Origin of the sequence: Glycomyces niveus, from assembly GCF_017592475.1 — a bacterium.
GTDB classification, from domain to species: Bacteria; Actinomycetota; Actinomycetes; order Mycobacteriales; family Micromonosporaceae; genus Glycomyces; species Glycomyces niveus.
The window spans coordinates 541,905-565,011 of the sequence record NZ_JAGFNP010000003.1; the positions used below are offsets into that span (position 1 = coordinate 541,905).

Annotated in this window: 22 protein-coding genes and 1 rRNA gene; 6 read left to right on the plus strand and 17 right to left on the minus strand. The window is 69.7% G+C overall.

The features are described 5' to 3' along the window. Positions 1-6: 6 nt before the first annotated feature. The 5 genes from J5V16_RS08335 to hemW all read right to left on the minus strand — a co-directional run bounded on the left by J5V16_RS08335 (position 7) and on the right by hemW (position 5,408). Positions 7-486, minus strand: a complete 480-nt coding sequence (locus J5V16_RS08335) for a hypothetical protein (RefSeq protein ID WP_208495604.1) — start codon at positions 484-486, stop codon at positions 7-9. Between the two features lie 155 nt (positions 487-641). Next, the gene (gene dnaJ / locus J5V16_RS08340; protein WP_208495605.1) at positions 642-1,775 is read right to left on the minus strand and encodes a molecular chaperone DnaJ; all 1,134 of its coding nucleotides are present in this window, start codon (positions 1,773-1,775) and stop codon (positions 642-644) included. A gap of 15 nt (positions 1,776-1,790) precedes the next feature. Next, positions 1,791-2,807 (minus strand): heat-inducible transcriptional repressor HrcA, encoded by a 1,017-nt coding sequence (gene hrcA, locus J5V16_RS08345; protein ID WP_208495606.1) that lies wholly within the window; start codon positions 2,805-2,807, stop codon positions 1,791-1,793. Between the two features lie 110 nt (positions 2,808-2,917). After that, the gene (locus J5V16_RS08350) at positions 2,918-4,042 is read right to left on the minus strand and encodes a CapA family protein (protein WP_208495607.1); all 1,125 of its coding nucleotides are present in this window, start codon (positions 4,040-4,042) and stop codon (positions 2,918-2,920) included. A gap of 157 nt (positions 4,043-4,199) precedes the next feature. Next, positions 4,200-5,408 carry a radical SAM family heme chaperone HemW gene (gene hemW / locus J5V16_RS08355; RefSeq protein WP_208495608.1) on the minus strand — a complete coding sequence of 403 codons (1,209 nt, stop codon included), beginning with the start codon at positions 5,406-5,408 and terminating at the stop codon, positions 4,200-4,202. 18 nt (positions 5,409-5,426) lie between these two features. Here hemW and J5V16_RS08360 point away from each other — a divergent pair, with 18 nt between their 5' ends. The 4 genes from J5V16_RS08360 to J5V16_RS08375 all read left to right on the plus strand — a co-directional run bounded on the left by J5V16_RS08360 (position 5,427) and on the right by J5V16_RS08375 (position 9,774). Further along, on the plus strand, positions 5,427-6,224 hold the full coding sequence (locus J5V16_RS08360) for an enoyl-CoA hydratase/isomerase family protein (RefSeq protein WP_208495609.1): 798 nt from the start codon (positions 5,427-5,429) through the stop codon (positions 6,222-6,224). A gap of 50 nt (positions 6,225-6,274) precedes the next feature. After that, positions 6,275-7,108: a hypothetical protein gene (locus tag J5V16_RS08365; protein ID WP_208495610.1), complete on the plus strand. Its 834-nt coding sequence runs from the start codon at positions 6,275-6,277 to the stop codon at positions 7,106-7,108. A gap of 120 nt (positions 7,109-7,228) precedes the next feature. Then, on the plus strand, positions 7,229-8,890 hold the full coding sequence (locus J5V16_RS08370) for an alkaline phosphatase D family protein (RefSeq protein ID WP_208495611.1): 1,662 nt from the start codon (positions 7,229-7,231) through the stop codon (positions 8,888-8,890). A 212-nt stretch (positions 8,891-9,102) separates the two neighbouring features. Next, positions 9,103-9,774, plus strand: coding sequence for a hypothetical protein (locus J5V16_RS08375; RefSeq protein ID WP_208495612.1), 672 nt, complete (start codon positions 9,103-9,105; stop codon positions 9,772-9,774). A gap of 51 nt (positions 9,775-9,825) precedes the next feature. On the opposite strand, the gene lepA is transcribed toward J5V16_RS08375, so the two are convergent. Next, positions 9,826-11,658, minus strand: coding sequence for a translation elongation factor 4 (gene lepA, locus J5V16_RS08380; RefSeq protein WP_208495613.1), 1,833 nt, complete (start codon positions 11,656-11,658; stop codon positions 9,826-9,828). A gap of 406 nt (positions 11,659-12,064) precedes the next feature. Further along, positions 12,065-13,087, minus strand: a complete 1,023-nt coding sequence (locus J5V16_RS08385) for a hypothetical protein (RefSeq protein WP_208495614.1) — start codon at positions 13,085-13,087, stop codon at positions 12,065-12,067. Between the two features lie 88 nt (positions 13,088-13,175). On the opposite strand from J5V16_RS08385, the gene J5V16_RS08390 reads away from it, so the two are divergent. Both J5V16_RS08390 and rpsT read left to right on the plus strand, forming a co-directional pair. Beyond that, positions 13,176-13,772, plus strand: a complete 597-nt coding sequence (locus J5V16_RS08390) for a TetR/AcrR family transcriptional regulator (RefSeq protein ID WP_208495615.1) — start codon at positions 13,176-13,178, stop codon at positions 13,770-13,772. A gap of 258 nt (positions 13,773-14,030) precedes the next feature. Next, entirely contained in the window at positions 14,031-14,303 is a 273-nt protein-coding gene (gene rpsT, locus J5V16_RS24970; protein WP_208495616.1) for a 30S ribosomal protein S20, read from the plus strand. A gap of 299 nt (positions 14,304-14,602) precedes the next feature. Here rpsT and J5V16_RS08400 read toward each other — a convergent pair whose 3' ends face one another. The 10 genes from J5V16_RS08400 to rrf all read right to left on the minus strand — a co-directional run bounded on the left by J5V16_RS08400 (position 14,603) and on the right by rrf (position 23,100). Continuing rightward, positions 14,603-14,854, minus strand: a complete 252-nt coding sequence (locus J5V16_RS08400; protein WP_208495617.1) for a hypothetical protein — start codon at positions 14,852-14,854, stop codon at positions 14,603-14,605. Beyond that, complete coding sequence (holA, locus tag J5V16_RS08405) at positions 14,847-15,890, minus strand: DNA polymerase III subunit delta (RefSeq protein WP_408612394.1); 1,044 nt, start codon at positions 15,888-15,890, stop codon at positions 14,847-14,849. The genes J5V16_RS08400 and holA overlap by 8 nt, the downstream gene beginning before the upstream one ends. Before the next feature lie 217 nt (positions 15,891-16,107). Next, positions 16,108-18,327, minus strand: coding sequence for a ComEC/Rec2 family competence protein (locus J5V16_RS08410; protein WP_208495619.1), 2,220 nt, complete (start codon positions 18,325-18,327; stop codon positions 16,108-16,110). Positions 18,328-18,520: 193 nt separating this feature from the next. Then, on the minus strand, positions 18,521-19,300 hold the full coding sequence (locus J5V16_RS08415; protein ID WP_208495620.1) for a helix-hairpin-helix domain-containing protein: 780 nt from the start codon (positions 19,298-19,300) through the stop codon (positions 18,521-18,523). 331 nt (positions 19,301-19,631) lie between these two features. After that, a complete protein-coding gene (locus J5V16_RS08420) occupies positions 19,632-20,480 on the minus strand; it encodes a DegV family protein (RefSeq protein WP_208495621.1) in 849 nt (282 codons plus the stop codon). A gap of 13 nt (positions 20,481-20,493) precedes the next feature. Beyond that, positions 20,494-20,928: a hypothetical protein gene (locus J5V16_RS08425; protein ID WP_208495622.1), complete on the minus strand. Its 435-nt coding sequence runs from the start codon at positions 20,926-20,928 to the stop codon at positions 20,494-20,496. Positions 20,929-21,057: 129 nt separating this feature from the next. Then, positions 21,058-21,714: a histidine phosphatase family protein gene (locus tag J5V16_RS08430; protein WP_208495623.1), complete on the minus strand. Its 657-nt coding sequence runs from the start codon at positions 21,712-21,714 to the stop codon at positions 21,058-21,060. Continuing rightward, positions 21,711-22,133: a ribosome silencing factor gene (gene rsfS, locus J5V16_RS08435; RefSeq protein ID WP_208495624.1), complete on the minus strand. Its 423-nt coding sequence runs from the start codon at positions 22,131-22,133 to the stop codon at positions 21,711-21,713. Before rsfS ends, J5V16_RS08430 begins: the two co-directional genes overlap by 4 nt. 118 nt (positions 22,134-22,251) lie before the next feature. After that, entirely contained in the window at positions 22,252-22,854 is a 603-nt protein-coding gene (gene nadD, locus J5V16_RS08440) for a nicotinate-nucleotide adenylyltransferase (RefSeq protein ID WP_307792899.1), read from the minus strand. 129 nt (positions 22,855-22,983) lie between these two features. Beyond that, positions 22,984-23,100, minus strand: a 5S ribosomal RNA gene (gene rrf / locus J5V16_RS08445). Positions 23,101-23,107: the final 7 nt, after the last annotated feature.

Consider the following 23,107-nt stretch of genomic DNA (forward strand, 5'->3'; position numbering starts at 1 on the left):
CCGGGGTCAGCGGGTGAAGTCGACGGCGCGTTCCCAGCGGAGGCTGCCGGTGATCTCGCGGTACAGGCCGCGGTCGTCGATGCGGCCGAAGGAGTGCAGGAGGCGGGCGCTCGGGAGGTGGACGGGGACGAGGTCGACGTAGCCGTCCTTGTCGGCGGGCGGGTCCCAGCGGGAGGCGGGGACGCGGACGCGCCATGCGGCGTCGCGGGGCGCCTGGGTGGTGCATTTGACGACCCAGTAGCCGCGGCCGGAGTAGCCGATGACGAGGCAGGGCCGTTCCTTGGAGCGCCGCGGTTCGTCTTCGAAGGGCACGTCGGCCTTCCACCGCTCGCCGATCTGCGGTCCTCCGGCGGGCGGGGGCGCGTCGAGGCGGGGCCGGCCTGGGGCGGGTGCGGCTCGACGTCGCAGGACCACGACGAGGACGACGAGTCCCGCGGCGAGCAGGAGGACGAGGAACAGCAGGGAGGCGGGGTCGAGGCGGATCACGCGGCCGGAGTGTAGTGGAGCCCCGCCCACCGCTCGCGCTCGGCGGGTTCGGGACGGGGCTCGTCAACGCGGCCGCCGTAAGGTGCGGGTCCGGATCGCAGGTTCGTTTGCGGCGCTACGCGTGCCCGTGCTGCGCTACCCGTTCAACGAACCCGCTACGCGTGCCCGTTGAATGCGTCGCGCATGCGGCTAAAAAACCCGCTGCCGCCCTTCACCTCTTTGATCTCCTCGTCGCGGAGGCTGGCGAGCTTCTTGAGGAGCTCTTCCTGCTCGGCGTCGATCTTGGTGGGGGTGCGCACGTCGAGTTCGACATAGAGGTCGCCGCGGATGCCGCCGCCGCGCAGGCGCGGGACGCCGTGGCCGCGGACCTTCTTGATCGTGCCCGGCTGCGTGCCCGGGGCGACCTCGACTTCGACCTGGTCGTCGAGGGTGTGGATGGTGAGTTTGGTGCCGAGCGCGGCCTGGGTCATGGGGACCCGGACGCGGCAGCGCAGGTCGGAGCCTTCGCGCGTGAAGACCTCGTGCGGCTTCTCGTGGACCTCGACATAGAGGTCGCCGGCGGGGCCGCCGCCGGGGCCGACCTCGCCCTCGCCGGAGAGGCGGATGCGCATGCCGTCCTCGACGCCCGCGGGGACCTTCACGGTGATGCGGCGGCGCGAGCGCACGCGGCCTTCCCCGCCGCACTTGCGGCACGGGTCGGTGATGATCGTGCCGTAGCCCGAGCAGGCCGAGCAGGGGCGCGCAGTGCGGACCTGGCCCAGGATCGTGCGCTGCACGACCTGGACTTCACCGGAGCCGTTGCAGGTGGAGCAGGTCTGCGGTTCGGCGTCGCCTTCGGTGCAGCTGCCGTTGCAGGAGTCGCAGAGGATCGCGGTGTCGACCGTGAGGGTCGACTCGGTGCCGAACGCGACTTCGTCGAGGTCCAGGTCCAAGCGGAGCAGCGCGTCGTTGCCGGGCCGGGTGCGCGAGCGCGGGCCGCGGCGGCCGAACCCGCCCATGGAGCCGCCGAAGAAGGCGTCCATGATGTCCTCGAAGCCCATGAAGGGGGCGCCGGAGCCGCCGGTCGCGCCACGGGCGAACGGGTCGCCGCCGGCGTCGACGATCGCGCGCTTCTGCGGGTCCATGAGGACCTCGAAGGCGGCGTTGATCTCCTGCAGGCGCTCCTGCGCGTCCGGCTCGTCGCTGACGTCGGGGTGGTACTTGCGCGCCAGCTTCCGGTACGCCTTCTTGAGTTCGTCGTCGGTGGCGTTCCGGTCGACGCCGAGAATGCCGTAGTAGTCCTTAGCCACGTGCGCTCTGTCCTGTCAGCGGTTCTGTTCCAAAATCTCGGACACATACCGGGCGACGGCGCGGACGGCCGCGATCGTGCCCGGGTAGTCCATGCGGGTGGGTCCGAGGACGCCCATGTGGCCGACCACCGAACCCGGTCCGTATCCGGCGGTGACCACGGTGGTCTCGCGGAAGTCGTCGAGGTGGTTCTCGTCGCCGATGCGCACCGTCAGGAGCGCGTTGGAGTCGGCGCGGCCCAGCAGCTGCATGAGCACGACCTCCTCCTCGAGGGCTTCGAGGATGGGCCGCAGGGACCCGGCGAAGAAGTTCCCGGGGCGCGTCAGGTTCGCGGCGCCGGCGACGGCGACGCGCTCCTCGGTGCGCGCCACGACGGTCTCCAGGAGCACCCGGGCCAGCGCGGAGGCGGTCGGGTGCAGTTCGGGGCGGGCGAGCCCGGCGAGGTCGGCGATGATGCGCGGGGCGTCGGCGAGCGGCTTGCCCTGCAGCTGCTCGTTGACGAGGCGGCGCAGTTCGAGGACGTTGTCCTCGTTGAGCTCTTCGGGCGTCTCGACGTAGCGCTGCTCGACGCGGCCGGTGTCGGTGATCATGACGACCATGAGCCGGGTCGGGGTGAGCGAGACGAGCTCGAGGTGGCGCACGGAGGAGCGGTTGAGGCTCGGGTACTGGACGACCGCGACCTGGTGGGTGAGCTGGGCGAGCAGCCGCACGGTGCGGGTGACGACGTCGTCGAGGTCGATGGCCTCGGAGAGGAAGCGGTGCACGGCGCGGCGCTCGGCGGCCGAGAGCGGCTTGATCTTGCCGAGGCGGTCGACGAAGAGACGGTAGCCCTTGGCGGTCGGGATGCGCCCGGCCGAGGTGTGGGGCTGCTGGATGTACCCGGCCTCTTCGAGGTAGGCCATGTCGTTGCGCACGGTCGCCGCGGACACGCCGAGGGCGTGGCGCTGGGAGACGGCTTTGGAGCCGACGGGTTCCTGTGTGGCCACGTAGTCCTCGACGATGGCGCGCAGCACTTCGAGTTTGCGATCGTCCATCGCCGCCACGTCCCCTCCGTCGTTCGGTGTGTCCCGGACCGGACCCGGGTTCAGTCGGCCGGACTCAAGTCTGGCACTCCCGGTCCGAGAGTGCCAGTCTACGTGTGCGGTCAGGCAGAGGGGAGCACGAGCGCACCGTCGTCGTCGACGGTCACTCCGGCGTCCCCGAAATCCTCGGAGAGTTCGTTGAAGTCGTCGAACGCGCCGTTGTCCTCGTCGGGCTGCGGGTAGCCGTCGCCGTCCATGCGGGTGGCGGTGACGTTGGCGGCGGTGAGGGTGCCATCCTCGCGGATGGTGACGGAGAGCACGGCGGAGCGGCCGAGGGGGCCGTCGGTGTTGAAGAGGTTCTGGCCGCCGCCGAAGTTGCCGAGGGAGTGGACGATGAGCTTGCCGTTGTACCACTCGATGCCGCGCAGGACGTGCGGTCCATGGCCGACGAAGATGTCAGCGCCGCTGTCGATGCACGTGTGGACGAATTCGCGGGTGTTGCCGCGGTCTTCGCCGAGGTAGTTCTCGACGCCTTCGGGGACGTGCCGGTGGTCGGTGCCTTCGGCGCCGACGTGGGCGGTGGCGACGACGATGTCGGCCTGCTCCTTGGCGGAGGCGACGAGCGCGGCGACGGCGTCGAGGTCGCGCAGGTCGGTGTAGAAGCTGTAGGGCGCGAAGCCGACGATGCCGACGGTGAGGCCGCTGTCGGTCTCGACGAGGCAGACCTCGTCTTTGATGCCGCTGACCTGCATACCTGCGGCTTCGGCGGCGTCCTGGGTCTCGGTGGCGCCGTCGGGTCCGGCGTCCCAGCCGTGGTTGTTGGCCTGGTTGAGGACGTGGAAGCCGGCGTCGGCGAAGACCTGCGCGTATTCGGCGGGGAGGCGGAAGTAGGTGCACTCGCCGCCGCCGCACTTGTCGAACTCGAGGGTGGAGAGGGCGCCTTCGAGGTTGGCGATGACGACGTCGCCGGTGAGGAGGTCGGTGACGCCGCTGAAGAAGCTCGCGCCGTCGTCGGAGGCCATCTGGTCGGGGTAGGAGCCGGGCATGGTGTCGCCCACGTGCGTGATGGTGATCTCGCGGGGCTCGGGCGAGGGGGCCTCGGTGGTGGGCTCCTCGGCGGCCTGGCCGCCTTCGTCCTCGACCGGGGGCGTCGGCTCTTCCTCACTGCAAGCGGCTGCGGCCGCGGCGACGCCGGCGGCGGAGGCGACAAGAAGGCCTCGGCGGCCGAGTGTGGGCATTGTGCGCATGGGTGGCTGGCTCCGGGTGGATTCATATGGGGGTCCGTGCGCGGGGGATCGCCTGGGGGGCGCCGCGGCCTCTAGGGGGAGGCGCGCGGAGTGCGGCACGGTGAAGGCGGATGAGGCTCCGCCTTCACGAATGTAGCGGTGACCGGCCGGAACGCCGTCAGGAGGTGAGGTCTCTCACGACCGCGTCCGCGAGGAGACGACCGCGCAGCGTGAGCTTGAGGCGGCCGTCCTCGATGACGGCGAGTCCGTCGTCGGCCGCGTGTTCGGCGGCTGCCTTGCCGGTCGGACGCAGCAACGATAGCGGGAGTCCGCTCGCGAGCCGGGTGCGCAGGAGGATGCGCTCGAGGTACTGGTCGTCGTCGGTCAGCTCCTCGTGCCCGGCGGCGGGCAGCCCCTGGGCGAGCGCGACGCCGTAGGTGGAGGGGTGCTTGTGGTTCCACCAGCGCACGCCCGGCAGGTGCGAGTGCGCGCCAGGCCCGGCGCCCCACCAGTGGCCGCCTTCCCAGTACAGGAGGTTGTGGCGGCACTGGGCCGCTTCGTTCCGGGCCCAGTTGGAGACCTCGTACCAGTGGAAGCCGGCGTCGGCGAGGACGGCTTCGGCGGCGAGGTAGCGGTCGGCGGCGGTGTCGTCGGAGGGCTGGGGCACCTGGCCGGAGCGGATGCGGCGGGCCAGCGCGGTGCCGTCTTCGACGATGAGCGCGTACGCCGAGACGTGGTCGACCCCGGCGTCCACGGCCGCATCGAGGCTCGCTTCGAAGTCGGCGGCGGTCTCGCCGGGCGTGCCGTAGATGAGGTCGAGGCTGACGTGCTCGAAGCCGGCCTTGTGGGCGTAGGCGACGGCGTTGAGGGCCTTCTGGGGGGAGTGCTCGCGGTCGAGGATCTTGAGCACGTGGGAGGCGGTGGACTGCATGCCGACCGAGAGGCGGGTGAAGCCGCCGTCGTGGAGTTCGGCGAGGTAGTCGGCGTCGACGGATTCGGGGTTGGCCTCGGTGGTGGCCTCGTAGCCGGCGGCGAGACCGAACGCGTCGTCGATCTCGGCGAGGATCGAGGCGAGGTCGGCGGCGGAGAGCAGGGTGGGGGTGCCGCCGCCGAAGAAGACGGTGTCGACCTTCGGCTTGGTGGCGAACTGCGCTGCGGCCGAGCGGATCTCGGCGCGCACGATCGAGGCGTACGTGTCGCGGGAGACCCCGGCGCCGAGTTCCGAGGCGGTGTACGTGTTGAAGTCGCAGTAGCCGCAGCGGGAGACGCAGAAGGGGACGTGCACGTAGAACCCGAACCCGGCCGCACCCGTCGCAGGGTCGGCGGCGGCCGCCGCGACGGAAGCGGCGGGCGAATTCGGGTCGGCTACTGGCGAGACGGCAGGCACGCCCACTACGGTACTGGCGTGGAACGCAATGACGCACCGATCGCCTACCGCGCCCAAGAGGCAGTGGCGACGATTACCCTCGACGCGCCCGAACGGCGCAACGCCCTCTCGACCCACCTGATCGCCGAGATGCGCACCGCGCTCGCCCGAGCCGTCGCCGACCGCGACGTGCGGGTGGTCGTGATCGACCACGCCGGGCCCGTGTTCTGCGCGGGCGCCGACCTCAAGGAGTCGGTCGCGGCGCACAGCCTCGCGGCCCTCCCGGCCGCGCACCTGGCGGAGCTGCTGGCGGACATCACCGAGGCCCCGAAACCGGTCGTCGCGGTCGTGCGCGGGGCCGCGCGCGGCGGCGGCCTGGGACTCATCGCGGCCGCCGACTTCACCGTGGCCCACTTGGAGGTCCCGATGGCGTTCAGCGAGGTCAGGCTGGGCGTCGTCCCGGCCGTGATCGGCCCGGTGGTGGCGCGGCGGATCACCCCGGCGCGGATGCGGGAGCTGTTCCTCGCCGGAGGCGGGCTCGTCCTCGACGAGGGCGACGCGGATGTCTTCACCGCTGAGGACGCCGCGGATTGGGGCCTGGTGACGACCGCGGTCTACGACGAGCACCTGGACGCGGTCGTTCAGAGCCTGGTCAAGCGGTTGAAGCTCGGCGGCCCCTCCGCACAAGCGGGCATCAAGGCGCTCACGGCCACACCGGATCTGCGCGACCAGTTGCGGAAAGCGGCTGCCGTGACGGGTGACTACTTCTTCTCCGAAGAGGGGAGGGAAGGCACCCGTTCGTTCCTTGAGAAGCGTCCTCCTTCTTGGGTAGGCTGATCAGCCGCCGACCGACCAGATCGGAGTCACCGTTGCGCGCGCTCCCCGCTTTGACCTCGCTGTTTCTCCTCGCCACCCTCGCCGCCTGCACCGACGACGCCCGGGACGCCCTGCGCCCCAGCAAGACCGGCTGCTACCTCGGCAGCGGCGGGGAAGTGCACCTGAGCGCCGAGCAGGCCTCGAACGCGGCGACGATCGCGGCGGTGGGCATGCGCGACGGCATGGACGAGCACGCCGTGGCCGTGGCGATCACCACCGCCATGCAGGAGTCCGAGCTCATCAACGTCAATTACGGCCACGACGACTCGCTGGGGCTGTTCCAGCAGCGGCCGAGCATGGGCTGGGGCTCCGAGGAGGAGCTCATGGACCCGGTCTACGCCTCCTTCAAGTTCTACGAGAAGCTGCAGCGCACCGACGGCTGGCAGAACATGCGTCTGGCAGAGGCGGCCCAGGCCGTCCAGATCAGCGCCTACCCCGAGCTCTACGAGCAGTGGGAGAGCGACGCCGAGGTCATCGCCGACGCCTTCGCCGGCGGCGAGGAGGCCGGGCTCGCCTGCATCTCCGGCAGCGCCGATGCGCCCGCCGCCGACCCGGCCGCCCTCGCCGAGGCCTACGCGTACCAGTGGGGCACGGAAGTGTCCGATGTAGACGAGACGCGGATCGTGATCGAGGCCGGCGGCGCGGCGGAGGGCTGGAACCGGGCCGCCTGGGCGGTCGCGAGGGCGTACGACCACACGATCGCGTCAGTCTCCTTCAACGGCATGGTCTGGACCCCGGGCGAAGAGCACTGGACCGAACCCGACGCCGAAGTGGACGGTGAAGCGCAGGTCGTCGAAGTCGCCGACTCGACCGCCGTGATCATCACGTTCACCGCCCCGGAGTAGGGCCGCCAGAGTTCGGCGCCGGTTCACCGGCGCGACCTCCAGAAGTCTCGGCGCATCCACGCTCGCTTGTTGGGCTGTACGGGTCACAAACCCGCGCAACTCCCCCGAAGCGAGGTCCATATGCGCCTGTCGCGCCGAATCCTGCTCGCCTCCTCCGCCGCCGGAGCCGCCGCCGCGGTCCCGGCCACCGGCTGGGCACAATCGAACACGCACCCCACCCTCGACAGCGACCCGTTCACCCTCGGCGTCGCCTCCGGCGACCCCGAACCCGACGGCGTCGTCCTCTGGACCCGCCTCGCCGTGAACCCCCTCGCCGAAGACGGCATGGGCGGCATGCCCAACGCCGCCTTCGACGTCGAATGGGAGGTCGCCCGCGACGACCGCTTCCGCCACCGCGTCGCCCGCGGCGAGGTCCAGACCGCCGCCGAGATCGGCTACAGCGTCCACATCGAGGTCGACGGCCTGCGCCCCGGCCACGAGTACTACTACCGGTTCAAGACCGGCAAGTGGACCTCCCCCGTCGGCCGCACCGTCACCGCACCCCCGCGCAACGCCATGCCCGAAGCGCTCCGCATGGCCTTCGCCTCCTGCTCCCAGTACGAGCACGGCTACTTCACCGCCTACCGGCACATGGCCGAATCCCGCCCCGACCTCATCCTCCACCTCGGCGACTACCAATACGAGTACAAGGCCAAGGTCTACAACTCCCCCGACGGCAACGTGCGCGACCACGAAGGCCCCGAGACGGTCTCGCTCGCCACCTACCGCCAGCGCCACGCCCAGTACAAGGCTGACCCCGACCTCCAGCTCGCGCACGCCGCCGCCCCCTGGCTCGTCGTCTGGGACGACCACGAGACCGAGAACAACTGGGCCGACGAGATCCCCGAGGCCGGCTCCGACACCCCGACCCCCGCCGACTTCCTCGCCCGCCGCGCCGCCGCGTTCCAGGCGTACTGGGAGAACATGCCCCTGCGCCGCTCCTCGGTACCCGAAGGCATCGACATGCAGCTGTACCGCCGCGTCCGCTGGGGCCGCCTCGCCAACTTCCACATGATGGACACACGCCAGTACCGCGACGACCAGGCCTGCGGCGACGGCACCCAGAGCAACTGCGCCGACGCCTGGGACGAATCGCGCACCATCACCGGTGAGGCCCAAGAGGAATGGCTCATCGACGGCTTCCACTCCTCGCGCGCCCGCTGGGACATCCTCGGCCAGCAGGTGTTCTTCACCCAACGCGACAACACCGCCGCCGCCGATGTGCTGCGCACCAGCATGGACGGCTGGGACGGGTACGCCGCCTCCCGCCAGCGCATCATCGACGGCTGGCTCGAGGCCGGAGTCCGCAACCCGGTCGTGCTCACCGGCGACGTGCACACCCACTGGGCCGGCGAGATCAAGACCGGCTTCCCCGACATCACCGGCGAGACCGTCGGCGTCGAACTCGTCGCCACCTCAATCACCTCGGGCGGCAACGGCGTCGACTCGGTGCCCGAGGACAACTCGGTCCTCAAGATCAACCCGCACATCAAATTCCGCAACGCCCAGCGCGGCTACGTCGAAACGGTCATCACCCCCGACCAGATGGACGTCGACTTCAAAGTCGTGCCGCAGGTGACCGTCCAGGACGCCCCGGTCTACACGCGCCGCTCCTACACGATCGCCGACCGCGAACGCGCCCTCCACCAGACCTACGACCGCCCGGTGGACACCGCGAACATGACGACCAACACGAGCCCGTTCGCCGGCTCGGACGAGCTCGCCGACGACTACCTGAACTGACCTGTCCCGCCCGAGGGCGGCCCCGGCGACCCCGGGGCCGCCCTCGCGCTTCACCGTGACCAGTTCGGGTTCTTTCGAATGGCGTTCGAAATTGCCACGAATTGCCATATCCGCCATTGCTTTCGGGCAGATTCGACGGACCCCGGAACGGGCGGCGAAGGGCTACAGTGAGCAGTGAAAGCACGCCCTTCTCTTTGCCCGGAGCAGCGACCATGACGTACCCGCCGCAACCGCCCGAATCGAATCCGTACGGTGCCTCCCCAGGTGGCGGCCCTGCCGGACCGCCGCCCGCCGGAGGCCCCGCCCAAGGGCAGGGCGATTTCGCCGCCCAATGGGGCATCAAGGAGAATCCGGGCCGACCCAAGAAGGTCAACCAGTTCACGCAATTGCTGTGGGTCTACGCCGCGGCGACGGTGCTGATCTTCCTCTTCTCGCTCATCGCCTCCGCCACCGCGCCTTGGTATCTCGCGACGGGCTTCATCGTCGGCGGCGCCGTCTTCGGCCTCATCCTCGGCGCGCTGGCGGTCGCGATCGCCTGGTACGTCACGAAGGACAAGCTCGGCGTGTTCGGCGCGGCGGACCCGCGCGTCCCGCTGTACGTCGGGCTGGGCCTCCTCGGCTTCTTCTCCCTCGGCGGCTTCTTCGGCGGCTGGGGTCTGGGCTGGTACGCCGCGATCGGCACCCTGCTGGGCCTGGCGAAACTCGCGGCGGTCGGCGGCGGGTTCTTCCTGCTGTTCCAGCCCGAGGTCGAGCAGTACCTGAAGTCGCGGCCGGGCAACCAGCCGAAGCCGCCGCACCAGCCGCCGCCGCACGGCTACCCGCATCAGCCCCCGCCGCCGTCGCAGACGCACACGCACCCGAACGGCTACCCGCCGGAGATGTAAGCAGCGCAGCAGAAAGGGCGGCACCGGATCGGTGCCGCCCTTTCCTGCTCGCTAGCTCTCGTCGGTCCGCAGCGCGGCGATGAACGCCTCCTGGGGGACCTCGACGCGTCCGATGTTCTTCATGCGCTTCTTGCCCTCCTTCTGCTTCTCGAGGAGCTTGCGCTTGCGGGAGATGTCGCCGCCGTAGCACTTGGCGAGCACGTCCTTGCGCAGGGCGCGGATGGTCTCGCGGGCGATGATGCGCGAGCCGATCGCCGCCTGGATCGGCACCTCGAACTGCTGGCGCGGGATGAGCTTCTTGAGCCGCTCGGAGAGGCGCACGCCGTACGCGTAGGCCTGGTCCTTGTGGACGATCGCGGCGAACGCGTCGACCTTCTCGCCCTGGAGCAGGATGTCGACCTTCACCAGGTCGGACTCCTGGGAGCCCTCGATGTCGTAGTCGAGCGAGGCGTAGCCCTTGGTGCGCGACTTGAGCTGGTCGAAGAAGTCGAAGACGATCTCGGCGAGCGGCAGGGTGTACCGGATCTCGACGCGGTCGGTCGAGAGGTAGTCCATGCCGATCTGGACGCCGCGCTTGGTCTGGCAGAGCTCCATGACCTGCCCGATGTACTCCTTCGGGGTCAGGATGGTGGCCTTGGCGACCGGCTCGGTGATCGAGTAGATCTTGCCCTCGGGGAACTCGGAGGGGTTGGTGACCTCGACTTCCTCGCCGTCCTCCTTGACGACCTGGTAGACCACGTTGGGCGCGGTCGAGATCAGGTCGAGGTTGAACTCGCGCTCGAGGCGCTCCTGGATGATCTCCAGGTGGAGCAGGCCGAGGAAGCCGACGCGGAAGCCGAAGCCGAGCGCGGCGGACGTCTCGGGCTCGTACTGGAGCGCGGCGTCGTTGAGCTGCAGCTTGTCGAGGGCTTCGCGGAGGTTGCCGTAGTCGGAGCCGTCGATCGGGTAGAGCCCGGAGTAGACCATCGGCTTGGCCTCGGTGTAGCCGGGCAGGGCCTCGGTGGCGGGGTTCCGGTTGAGTGTGACGGTGTCGCCGACCTTGGACTGGCGCACGTCCTTCACGCCGGTGATGAGGTAGCCGACCTCGCCGACGCTGAGGGCCTTGGAGACGACCGGCTCGGGGCTGATGACGCCGATCTCGAGGAGTTCGTGGTCGGCGCGGGTCGACATCATGCGGATGCGGTCGCGGGCGTTGAGCTTGCCGTCGACGACGCGGATGTAGGTGACGACGCCGCGGTAGACGTCGTAGACGGAGTCGAAGATCATCGCGCGGGCGGGGGCGTCCGGGTCGCCGACGGGAGCGGGGATCTGCGCGACGACCGCGTCGAGGAGCTCGGCGACGCCGACGCCGGTCTTCCCGGAGACGCGGAAGACGTCCTCGGGCTCGCAGCCGATGAGGTTCGCGATCTCCTCCGCGTACCGGTCGGGGTCGGCCGAGGGGAGGTCGATCTTGTTGAGCACCGGGATGATCGTGAGGTCGTTGCTCATCGCGAGGTAGAGGTTCGCGAGGGTCTGCGCCTCGATGCCCTGGGCGGCGTCGACGAGGAGGATCGCGCCTTCGCAGGCCGCGAGGGAGCGGGAGACCTCGTAGGTGAAGTCGACGTGGCCGGGGGTGTCGATCATGTTGAGCACGAAGCCCTGGCCCTCGGACTCGCCGGAGCGGACCGTCCAGGGCATGCGGACGGCCTGGGACTTCACGGTGATGCCGCGTTCGCGCTCGATGTCCATCCGGTCGAGGTACTGCGCGCGCATCTGGCGGGCGTCGACGACCTCGGTGATCTGCAGCATGCGGTCGGCCAGCGTGGACTTGCCGTGGTCGATGTGCGCGATGATGCAGAAGTTCCGGATCGACTCCGGAGCGGTCGAGCCTGGCGCGTTGGTCACGGTGGCCTTCCTTGTCGGCGGTACCAATGTTTGGCTCGCGAGCTTCGCCAAGCCCGCTTGCGATCCGAACGACGGCCCAATCGGATCGCTCGCGATCCGGCCGATGACCCAGTCGGATGGGTGGCTAGCCAATTCTGCCTTACCCTCCCGCGCACCCCCGCTCACCCAGCAAGAAAAGGCGCCCCGCTCACCCGCGGCGCCCGCGAAAAACCCACCCGCCCGCCGACGGCACCCCGGCCCGCCTGAATTGTCGGACCCTCCCGGCATCATCGGAACCGGGGGCGGCTCCGAATCGCCGCGCTAATGGCCACCTCTCGCCCAAAAACACCGACTCACGCACGTCTTCGGCGGCCCCGGCCCGCGGCAGCGCGGGCCCGAAGCCGCCGAAAGTTCCTTGCTCCCGCCGCTAGACCGCAGCCGCGGCGGGCTCCCTCGTCTCGTCGCTCACGCTCTTGACCTTGGCGCGGACCGCGCCCATGGTGAAGAGCAGCACACCGACGACGATCCAGCCGGCGAGCACCCAGATCGCGGCCTCGCCGCCGTTGCCGTCGAAGTACGCGGTCGAGCGCACCAGCGTCCCGCCAGCGCCCGGCGACAGGAACTGCCCGAACCCGCCCCACGGCGCGGGCAGCAGCTCCGGCGCGCCGGTCATGCCCGACAGCGGGTTGCCCACGAGCATCACGATCACCGCGCCCAGCGCGATCCCGACCCGGCCCAGAAGCTTCGCGAGCCCGAGGATGCCCCACGCGGTCGCCGCCATCGTCAACGCCAGCGCGCCAGCGATCGCCGCATAATCGCCGTCGATCGATTCGAGCACGTACATCAAGATCGCCGCGACGCCCGCGCCGACGGCCAGCGGCGCGAGGACCGCGGCCGCGGCCTGGCGTCCCGAGCCGCGCACGTTGAGCGCGATGAGCGCGGCGATTACGATGCCGCCCATGGCCATCGGGAAGGCCGAGGCGGCGAGTCCGGCGCCGTTCGGGTCGTCGGCGGGCAGCGACACGAGGTCCTCGACATTGACCTCGACGGGCTGACCGGCGGCTTGGCCCATGTGCACCGCCATCTGGTCGGCGATGCCGGTCACGAGCCGCGCCACGGTCGGCGACGCGGCCGAGGCGGTGTAGAGGTCAACCGACGTCGGCGTGATCGCGAAGGCCGCGTAGACCTCGCGGTCCTTGATGAGGGCTTCGGCCGAGGCGGGATCGGCGACGGCGGTGACGTCGAAGCCGTCCGGCTCGGCCTCGTCCAGCTGGGCCTGGACCTGCCCTGCGGCCTCGTCGGGGCCGATGACCGCGATCGGGACCTCGTTGGGGCCCATGCCCGCGGAGGGCCAGGCGAAGGCGAGGGTCAGCACGCCGACGATGAGCGCGAGGGCCGCGCTGAGGCTGATGACCCGGCCGATCGGGGTTGCCTGGGGGGTGGTTTCCATGATGGTTTCCATTCATCCGCAAGATACGGTCCGTATCTTGATTGCCCTCACGCTAACATAAGAAACGGCGAGTATCTAGGGGGCCCGGTTGGAACGCAAAGCGACGTCCAGACGTCGAGGTGAAGCACTCGAGCAGGCGATTCTCGACGCCGTCTGGGACGAGTTCCGCGAAGTCGGCTTCTCCAAGCTCACGATGGAGGGCGTCGCGAAACGGGCCGGCACGAGCAAGCCGGTGCTGTATCGGCGCTGGTCGAGCCCGGTCGAGCTGATGATCGCGTGCGCGGCGAGCCGCGTTCCCAAAGCCGAGTCGGTGCCCGACACCGGCACCTTGCGCGGCGACACCATTGCGTTGCTCACACTCGCCCACGAGCGGATGCGCATCGTGGGCCAGACGGCGATGCTCAGCATGCTCGCCCAAGTCAGCGTCGACCCCGAGGCCCGCAAGGTGCTCATCGAGGGCATCGTCAACAACCTCTCGAAAGCACTCAGCGGCACGGTCTACGCGCGGGCGATCGCCCGCGGCGAGCTCGCCGAGGAGCACCTCACCGAACGGCTGGCGCGGCTGCCGATCGACTTGATGCGCAACGAGTTCATCCTCTTCGGCCACGTCGACGCCGGCGCGATCGAGGAGATGCTCGACCAGGTGATCCTCCCCGCCCTCAGGGCCCGCGGCGCCACCGTCTGAACCATCGCGGCGCACCCACCCGGCCACCGCAAGAACACGAGTCGGCGCCGCCCGGGGCCGGGTTCGGGTATCGCGGGTAACAGCCGGGCACCGGGATTCGCGCCGCGCCCCCGACCTCGTGTAACCTGGTTCGCGGTCATGCTCCCAGGGCGTGTGCGATGCTCGGCTCCTGGTAACGTTGACAGGCGCTCGGAGTGCCCTCTGCCTCCGACGCGATCAATTAAGGAACCAAGCAATCACGAAACTGAGGCTTCACGCGTGGCGAACATCAAGTCCAAAGAAAAGCGCATTCTGACGAACGAGAAGCGCCGGATGCGCAACAAGGCAGTGAAGTCGTCGCTGAAGACCGCCGTCCGGAAGTTCCGTGAAGCGTCGGCCACTGGCGACGTCGCCGCTGCCGAGACCCACCTGCGCGCCGCCAGCCGCGAGCTGGACAAGGCTGCCACCAAGGGTGTCATCCACAAGAACCAGGCCGCCCAGCGCAAGTCCAAGCTGGCCGCGTCCTTCAACAAGCTCTCCGCCGCCGCCTAAGCGAGCGAACGAGCAGCAGCAAAGCTTCAGAAGGCCCAGGGGTTCACGCCCCTGGGCCTTCGGCGTTCCCGAGCACCGATCGCATCCCAGGCACTGTCACACCCACACGGCACCATTGAGAACCGGGGGCCCAACCCACCCGGCCCCGAACACGCTCGGCGTGCCCGCCGAATTCCGTCGACGCCGCGCAGCGCCCATCCCGAAATCCGCGGCAGCGACCTGTCGCACCCTCAGGGCACCATTGAAAACGGGGGCGGTCGCGAACCGACACACCCGACCCCGGGGGCCAGCCGCAACCCTCAGCCGTAGCGCTCCATCGTCCCCGCGATCACGTCGTTGAGCTTCACCATGCCCGCCACCGCGAGCGGCAGCACCGGCACCACCCACCACGTCACCAGCTCGGTCAGCGCCATCAGCACCGCCAGCGCGATCGAGCCCTCGAAGAGCACGACGCACCACGCGTTCGACAGATACAGGTGCCGCAACCGCAGCGCCCGCGCATACCAGGGCCGGCGCGGCCTCGACACTCGTCCGTGACGGTACTCAGACACGACTGCCCTTCCCCGCGGCGCTCAATCGGGTGATCTCGAGGATCGCGTGCTCGAGCGCCCAGCCCCGGTCGTCCGCGCCGCCCTTCACCTCGCCGTTCAACCGCGCGCACACCCGCATCGCCTCGGCGAGCGCGTCAGCGGTCCAGTTGCGGGCCTGCTTGCGCGCCTTCTCGATCTGCCACGGCGCCATGCCGAGCTGCCCGGCGAGCTGCGCCGCCCCGCCGCGCTCGGCGGCGACGCGCGACAGGTTGCGCACGGCCATCGCCAGCGCGTCCGCGATCGGCACCGCGTCCACGCCGACCTGCATCGCCCACCGCAGCGACCCCAGCGCCTCCGCCGTGTCCCCGGCGATCGTCGCGTCGGCGACGGCGAACCCCGTGACCTCCGCGCGCCCGGAGTAGTACTGCGCCACGCTCTCCTGTGTGATCTTCCCGTCGGTGTCCGCGACGAGCTGCGCGCACGCCGAGGCGAGTTCGCGCAGGTCGGAGCCGACTGCCTGGATGATGGTGTCGGCGATCTCCGCCGAAGCCGACCGCGGCGAGGCCCCCGCATCGCGCAGTTCACCGCGCACGAACGCCACCCGGTCGGGCTGGCGCTTGATCTTCGAGACGCGCACGACCTCGACGTCGAGTTTCTTCAAGCCCTCGGCGAGGGCCTTGCCCTTGTTGCCGCCGTTGTGGCACACCGCGAGGTAGATGCCGGGGGCGGGCTGCTTCGCGAAGGCGAGCACGGCGGCCGCGAGGTCCTTGTCGACGTCCTGCCCGGACTCGATGATGCCGACGACCGCGCCGCCGAACAGGGTCGGGCTCGTCAGCTCGGCGAAGGCGCCCGCGGTGAGATCGCCGCCGCTGATGCGGTTGACGGCGGGCGGGGTCTCCCCTTCCGGGAGCTCGGCGCGCACCGCCTTCACGAAGTCGGCGGCGGCCCGCTCGGCGAGGAATTCGTCGTCGCCCTGTATCAGGCGGATGGGTTCGAGTGCAGCCACCGGACCATCCTCCCATGCCGCCCGCGGACCCTCGGGTTTCGACCGGGCCATCGTCTCCCGCACGACCCCCTTGCGCTGCCCGATCATGTCGGATCGCGCCGCACCGTCCTCCGCCCTTTCACCCGAAAGGTGACACTCCGTCCCCGCAATACCACGCATCGCCCGCAAGGCCGCCACTCGTATTCGACCGACGCCGCGCACCCCTCAGGCGGGCTCATGATGGCCGCATCCGCTCCCGCTCTGCCCCGCTACCGCGCACCGCCGGGACTTACCTACCCGTCATCACCTCCAATCCATCTCCCTTGCGCACCACCGTGATCCGCCCCGCCTCGTCAGTCCGGAACACCAGCGCCCCTCCGTCCTCCAGCACACCGAGCGGCCCCGGATCCGGGTGCCCGTACTCGTTGCCGCGCCCCACCCCGACCAGCGCCACCGCCGGGTCGGCCGCCTCCAGGAACTCGCGCACCTGGAACGACGACCCGTGATGCGGGACCTTCAACACGTCCACGCCGAGCACCGCCCCACTCCCTAGCAGCGCGCGCTGACCCTCCAGCTCGACATCGCCGGTCAACAGCACGCTCGTCCCCGCGACCTCCGCGCGCACCGCCACCGAGTTGTTGTTCGGGTCCGACCGCGTGCCGCTCAGCAGCTCCACAGGCGGCCCCAGCACCTCCAACCGCGTCGACCCGAACGCGAACACCTCCCCCGGCACGGCCTCGAGCACCGGCACCGCCCCAGCCCGCTCCTCCACCAGCTCATACCCGTACCGAGCCTCACCGGGCGGCGGCGCCAGGATCGCATCCACCTCGCGGCCCTCCATCGCCCCGGCGATCCCGGCCGTGTGGTCGATGTGGAAGTGCGACAACACGAGCAGCGCGATCCGCTCCACCTCCAACTCGTCCAGGCACGCGTCGACCGCCACCGGCTCAGGCCCCACATCGACGACCACCACCGCGTCCCCAGCGGGCAGTACAAGCGCATCGCCCTGCCCCACATCGCACATGGTGAGCACCCACCCTGACGGCGCCCCGCCGGTCATCAAGCACGCCGGCACCGACCCCAGCGAGGCCGCCAGCAGCACGGCGACGAACGGCGCCCGGAACCGGCGCATCTGCAGCAGCACGACGAGCACTGCCAGCACCGCCGCCGACCCGAGACCCCACCACACGCCGCCAGGTACCGGCATCAGCGCGCCCGGGATCTCGGCCCCGTTGCGCGCCAACCAGATCAGCCACCGCGCAGGAACCGCCGCCAACCGCGCGGCGACTTCCCCACCCGGGACCCACACGGCTGCCACCGCGGCCGCCCCGACCGACAGCACCACGACCGGCGCGGCCACCAAGGCCGCCAACACGTTCACCGGCACCGACACCAGACTCACGCCGCTTCCGAGACCGATCAGCAGCGGCGTCACCGCCACCTGCGTCGCCAGCGGAATCGTGACCGCCAGCGCCACCGGCTGCGGCCAGCCGCGGTGCTCGAGCGGCCGCGCCCACCGGAACGCCAAGAACAGCAAGCCGACACACGCCGCCACCGACAACGCGAACCCCGCCTGCGCCGCCATGTCCGGGTCCGCCAGGACCACCACTAGGACCGCGGTCGCCAGCCCCGGCATCGCGGCCCGTGGCCGCCCGGCGGCCAACGCCAGCAGCGTCATCCCCGCCATCACCGCCGCCCGCAGCACACTCGGCTGCGGCCCGGCCACCACCACGATCGCGGCTATCGCCACGGCACCCGCCGCCACCCTCCGGCGAGGCCCCGCCCGGCACGCCAGCGCGACCGCGAGGACCGCCCCGACCACCAAACTCAGGTGGTATCCCGAGACCACCACCAGATGCACCAGTCCAGTGGTCCGGAAATCCGCGGCCAGCTCCGGATCCATCATCGTCGTATCGCCGACCGCGAGCGCAGGGATCAGACCCGCTTCCGGCTGCGGCACCACCTCGACGGCGGTCCCCAACCGCTCTCGCACATGCGCCGCGACCTGATGCGGAAACGCCAGCGCCCCAATGGGTTCAGGCGGTCCACGAGCACTGACGATCGCAGCGGTCAGCCGCCCACCGTCGGCTTCATGAAGCACAGCGGGGACGGTAAGCCGCTGCCCCGCCTGAGCTTCGCCCCACTCCTCGCCGCTGGCCACGAGCAGCACCTGCCAATGGCCGTCGAGCGCGACGTCCTCGGTCTGGAACGACCGCAGCCGCGCAGTCGCAGTGACCAACTCCGGGCGGCGAGTCGACGGCTTCGGAGCGGTATGCAGCACCAGCTCCGCTTCCCCATGGGCTTCCGCCTCGGTCAGAGCCGCGAGACCGCCGTGATCTCTGGCGGCGACATGCACCGCCGTAACGCCCGCCCCGAGCAGACCCCCGAAGGCAACGGTTGCAACGGCCGCCGAAAGCCCACGCTTCCAGTTGCGCCCCAGCACGACAACGACAGCGCACCCGGCCGCCAAGAGCAGACCGCTGGAGACGTTCCCGTACAGGCCCGCCAACGCCGAAGCCCACACACCCGACGCGACGAGCGGCAGCCGCCAATCCCGCCGCACCACCTCAGAAGGCGGAGGCCGCAGCGCGAACTCGCAACTCAAGGAACCCACCGCCCAAGCCCGCCCGCGGACGGCCCGACGCCCGCACAGCCTGCCCAAGCCGGTTCTCCCGACTGGCGAACAGACCCCTCATCCGCGTTCATAGCGTCACCTGGTCGCGAAGCTGCTCGAGCAGAGAAGCGCCGATGCCTGAGACTTCGGAAAGCTCGTCGAGGGACTGGAAACTGCCGTTCGCCTCGCGGTACTCGATGATCCGCTCGGCGAGGACCGGGCCGATGCCGTTGAGCGCGTCCAGTTCCGCCGCACCCGCAACGTTGATGTTCACGAGCCCGCCAGTGCCCGCGCCGGCCGAGTCACCTCCCGGAGCCGGGACGGCAGCCCCCGATGCCGAGGCGTCAGGGACCGCGACGAGATCGCCGTCGGCGACGACCCGCGCAAGATTGAGGAATCCGGGATCGGCGCCCTCTGTCAGACCGCCCGCCGCTTCGATGGCGTCGGCGACGCGAGCGCCGGCCTCGAGCTCCACGATCCCGGGTTCATTGACCGCCCCGGCGACGGACACGATGATCGTCTCCGGCTCGGCCGCAGTCGCTTCGACGGGTGCCGTGGGCACGGTGGCGGCGGGTTCGCTGTCGGGCCAGGACAAGATCGTCACCGCCAGCCCCACGGCCGCGACCAGCAGAGCAACGATCACCAGGACCCAGCGGTTCAGGTGCGAGAGGCCGAAGCGGTGCTGCAGCCGCTCAAGCCGTTCGTCGAAGCGCCGACGCGGCGGCGACTTGAGGACCGGTTCCGGAGCCGCCTCGCCAGAATCCGCGTCGACGGTCTCCTTGCAGACCCGCGGTTCAGAGGAGTCATTGAGCCGCATACGAAGCCTCGCGGCCAGAGCGGCGTCATCAGGTGGCATTTCGCGTTCCATGCCGGGCTCAACGAGCAAAGGACACGGCCGTGACTGCGATCTTTTCGCCCTGTGGATAACCCGAATCAACCCTGTGGATAACCCCAACAAGTGTGGACGCAGTCCACGAGAGACGCCATAATGCGACCCCACACCGAATCGGCAAATGTCGCACCCCCATGCGACAGTGGTCCTTTTCGGTTGGTCGGAAGGCGGATGCGGGTGGGAAAGGGCATGCCCTACACCCGCCGCGCGCGTCGCGCCCAACGCGAAGCGACGCAACGCGGCACTCCCGCCCAGTCCGATTCAAGAACCTGCCGATCAACAGTCGGCTGCTCCGCTAATCAAGCACTCAAGGAAGCCGTCGGGTAATGACACCGACCAGACCAGGCCCGCAATGGGCTCCCACCGCCGCACCGACCTCGGTCACATCAATACGCCGCAACCGGCCTTCGAACTGCTCGCCGAGCCAGCCTGCCAAGGCCTCGGCTCGGCGCTCCGCGCCCAAGTGGTGCACGGTCATCTCGACTTCCGCCTCACCCGCGTCGGCCACCGCGAGCGCCGCCAGGCGCTGCAGCCCGCGTGTCGGCGTGCGTACCTTCTCGACCACGTCGATCCGTCCGTCCTCGACCCCGAGAATCGGCTTCACCGACAGCGCCGTCCCCACGATCGCGCGCGCCGCGCTGATCCGCCCGCCGCGCCGCAGGTACTCCAGCGTGTCCAAATAGAAGTACGTCGAGGTCCGTCCGATCGCCGACTGCGCCGCCGCCGCGGCCGCCAACAGCCCCGAACCATTCTCCGCGGCCTCGGCGGCCGCCAGGGCCGGATACCCGACCCCCATGCCCGCGCCGAGCGAATCCACCACGGCGACACGCCCACCGAACCCCGCAGCCGCGGCCTCCGCCGCAGCCACCGTCCCCGAGAGCCGCCCCGACAAGTGCACCGAGACGATCCCGCTCGCGCCCTCGTCAAGCAGCCGCGTGTACGTGGCCCGCAGCTCCTCCGGCGGCAGGCCCGAAGTGGTCACCTCGTGGCCCTCCCGGATCGCCCGGACGATCACCTCACCGCCGATGTCCTCGCCCTCGCGGTACTCGACGCCATCGACCAGCACCGGAATCCCGAGCACCGTCAAGCCGCCGCGCGCAGCGCGCAGCGGCTCGGGCAAAGCCGAAGTGGAATCGGTAACGACGACGACGGTCACGCGGCCACATTACCTAATCCGAGGGCTGGGCATCCTCCACCACGAACGGCGTACCCTGCTGGCACGTCGTCATCATCCCTTCATCGACGCTGCCCGTCAGTGTCACCGAGGCCCCGGCGTACACCACCGACGAGTCGTAGTTCCCGAAGATCCCGTACACCGTGCCCTCGTGCTCGAGCACCAGGCAGCCGGCCTCGACCCCTGCCTCGACCGTCCCGCTGATCGTCATCGACGAACCGGGCTTGGACGAGTCGCCGAGCGACGGATCCAGGTAGGGGGTGGTCTCATCGGGCACGGGGCTCTCCTCGGTCGATTCGGGCGCGCTGGTCGGCTCGGCCGACGTCACCGGCGTCGACGTCTCGCCGTCGGAACCGCCGTCGCCCGCACCGCAAGCGGCGAGCACGGCCGTCATGAGCACGCCGACGAGCGGACCGATCAGGCCCGCCATCCGTCGAACGCGCGAAGTCTGCGTATTCATGCCGGTTTGACGCCTCCGAGCCCGGCGCGGTTGCACCTTGATCGAAGCCTACGACGCCCGGGCGAACCCAGTCCAGCGTTCCACGAGGTCACCGCCGCCCTACCGGGCCGCCTGCTGCCCCTTCGCGAGCGGGCTCTGCCCGATCGTGTGCGGAGCCGGCACACCGAGGTTGTACCCGAACAGACGCCACTTGCCCGAACGCATCCGCCGCAGCTCAGCCCAGTGCGCGTTGTCCATCCCCGAAAGGCTGCTCGCCGACGCCTCGTCGAACCCGAGCACCCCGCCCACGATCTGCCGCGCCGAACCGCCGTGGCAGACCACGATCGCGGTCCCCTCGACGCCCGACTCGACCATGTCACGCACGGCCTCGCCCGTCCGGCGATGCAGGTCGCCCCAGGTCTCGATCTCGGGGTGCTGCAAGGGCTCCTGCGCGCGCCAACGCCGGTGCTCCTCCGGGAACTGCTCCGCGATCTCGCGCTGCGTCAGGCCCTCCCAAGGGCCGTAAGCACGCTCGCGCAGACGCTTGTCCAGCTCGATCTCGATCCCCGTCAGCTCGGCGACCGGCCGCGCCGTGTCCACCGCCCGGCGCAGGTCCGACGAGATGATCCGAGTCGGCTCGTACGCGGCCAGCTCAGGAGCGGCCTCAGCCGCCTGCGCCACCCCGGTCGCGTCGAGGTCGATGTCAGTCGAGCCCTGGATGCGGCCCTCGATGTTCCACGCGGTCTGTCCGTGCCGAACGATCAGCAGCCGGTTCACTCGACGTCCTCGCCATCGCCCTCGGCGGCCTCGGCACGACGGACCCGCTCAGCCTCGGTCTCGTCGACGAACTCGATCTCGGGGCAGTCCTTCCACAGACCGTCGAGGCCGTAGTAGTCCCGGGCCTCCTTGTGGAAGACGTGCACCACGATCTCGTTGTAGTCCAAGAGCACCCACTGCTCGCCGCCCTTGCCCTCACGGCGCAGGGGACGCGTGTCGTGCTCCTTGATGAGCTTCTCCTCGACCGCGTCGACGACCGCGTGGACCTGCCGCTCGTTCGAGGCCGAAACGATCACGAAGACGTCCGTGAGGGCGATCTTCGAGGTGACGTCCCGAAGGTTGATGGCGAAGGCCTTTTTGTCAGCCGCCGCCTGGGCAGCGGAAAAAGCCAGGGTCTTGGCGGTTTCACTTGCGGTCACGAACGCTCCTGACATGGGATTCCCGCCGGAGGTCACCGGCGCAGCTCTAGTCTTACACGCGGGGTACGACGACGACTTCCCTGTTTCACGCCAGTCGCTGTGCGAAGCGTCCCAACGCTCAACCGCGGTAAAGCCCGTGCTCGCGAACGTACGCCTCGACCGCCTCTGGCACGAGGTATCGGATCGGCTGCTCGTCGCGCACGCGCTGGCGGCACTCCGTCGAAGACAGGTCCACCGCCGGCATGTCGATGAACTCCACCCTCGCCCCGAACGAGGTGTCGACCTCCCGGCGCGAGTGCCCGTGACGGTTCAACGCGATGAACCTCACTGCCCTGCAAAGCTCTTCGACCCGATGCCAGGTGTGCAGGTTCTCCAGCGAGTCCGCACCGATGATGAAGTACAGGTCCACTTCCTCGTCGTACTCTGCCCCCACATCGGCGACAGTGTCCACCGCATACGTGGCGCCAGCCCGATCGATGTCACAGGTGCTCACCCGAAACAGCGGATCCGACTCCACGGCCGAACGCGTCATCGCAAGCCGCGCACCGGCATCGGTCACCTTCAAGTGATGCTTCTGCCAAGGATCGCCGGCAGGCACGAAGACCACTTCGTCGAGCGCGCACCGGAACGCCGCCTCACTGGCGGCCACAAGGTGCCCCAGATGCGGAGGATCGAACGTCCCCCCGAATATCCCGATACTTCGAACCGGCCGGTCAACCACAGCCAAATCCTATCGTGCCGACCCGAATCGAGGGCACGCAAAAAGGGCTCCGCCAATGGCGAAGCCCTGAATACCAGAATAGAGAAAGGGCCCGCCGCGTTAGCGACGAGCCCTTTCTATACGTTTAATGTTTGGCGGTGTCCTGCTCTCCCACACCCTCTCGAGTGCAGTACCATCGGCGCTGGAAGCCGTAACGACCGGGTTCGGAATGGGACCGGGTGTGTCACTTCCGCTCTCACCACCAAACAAACCA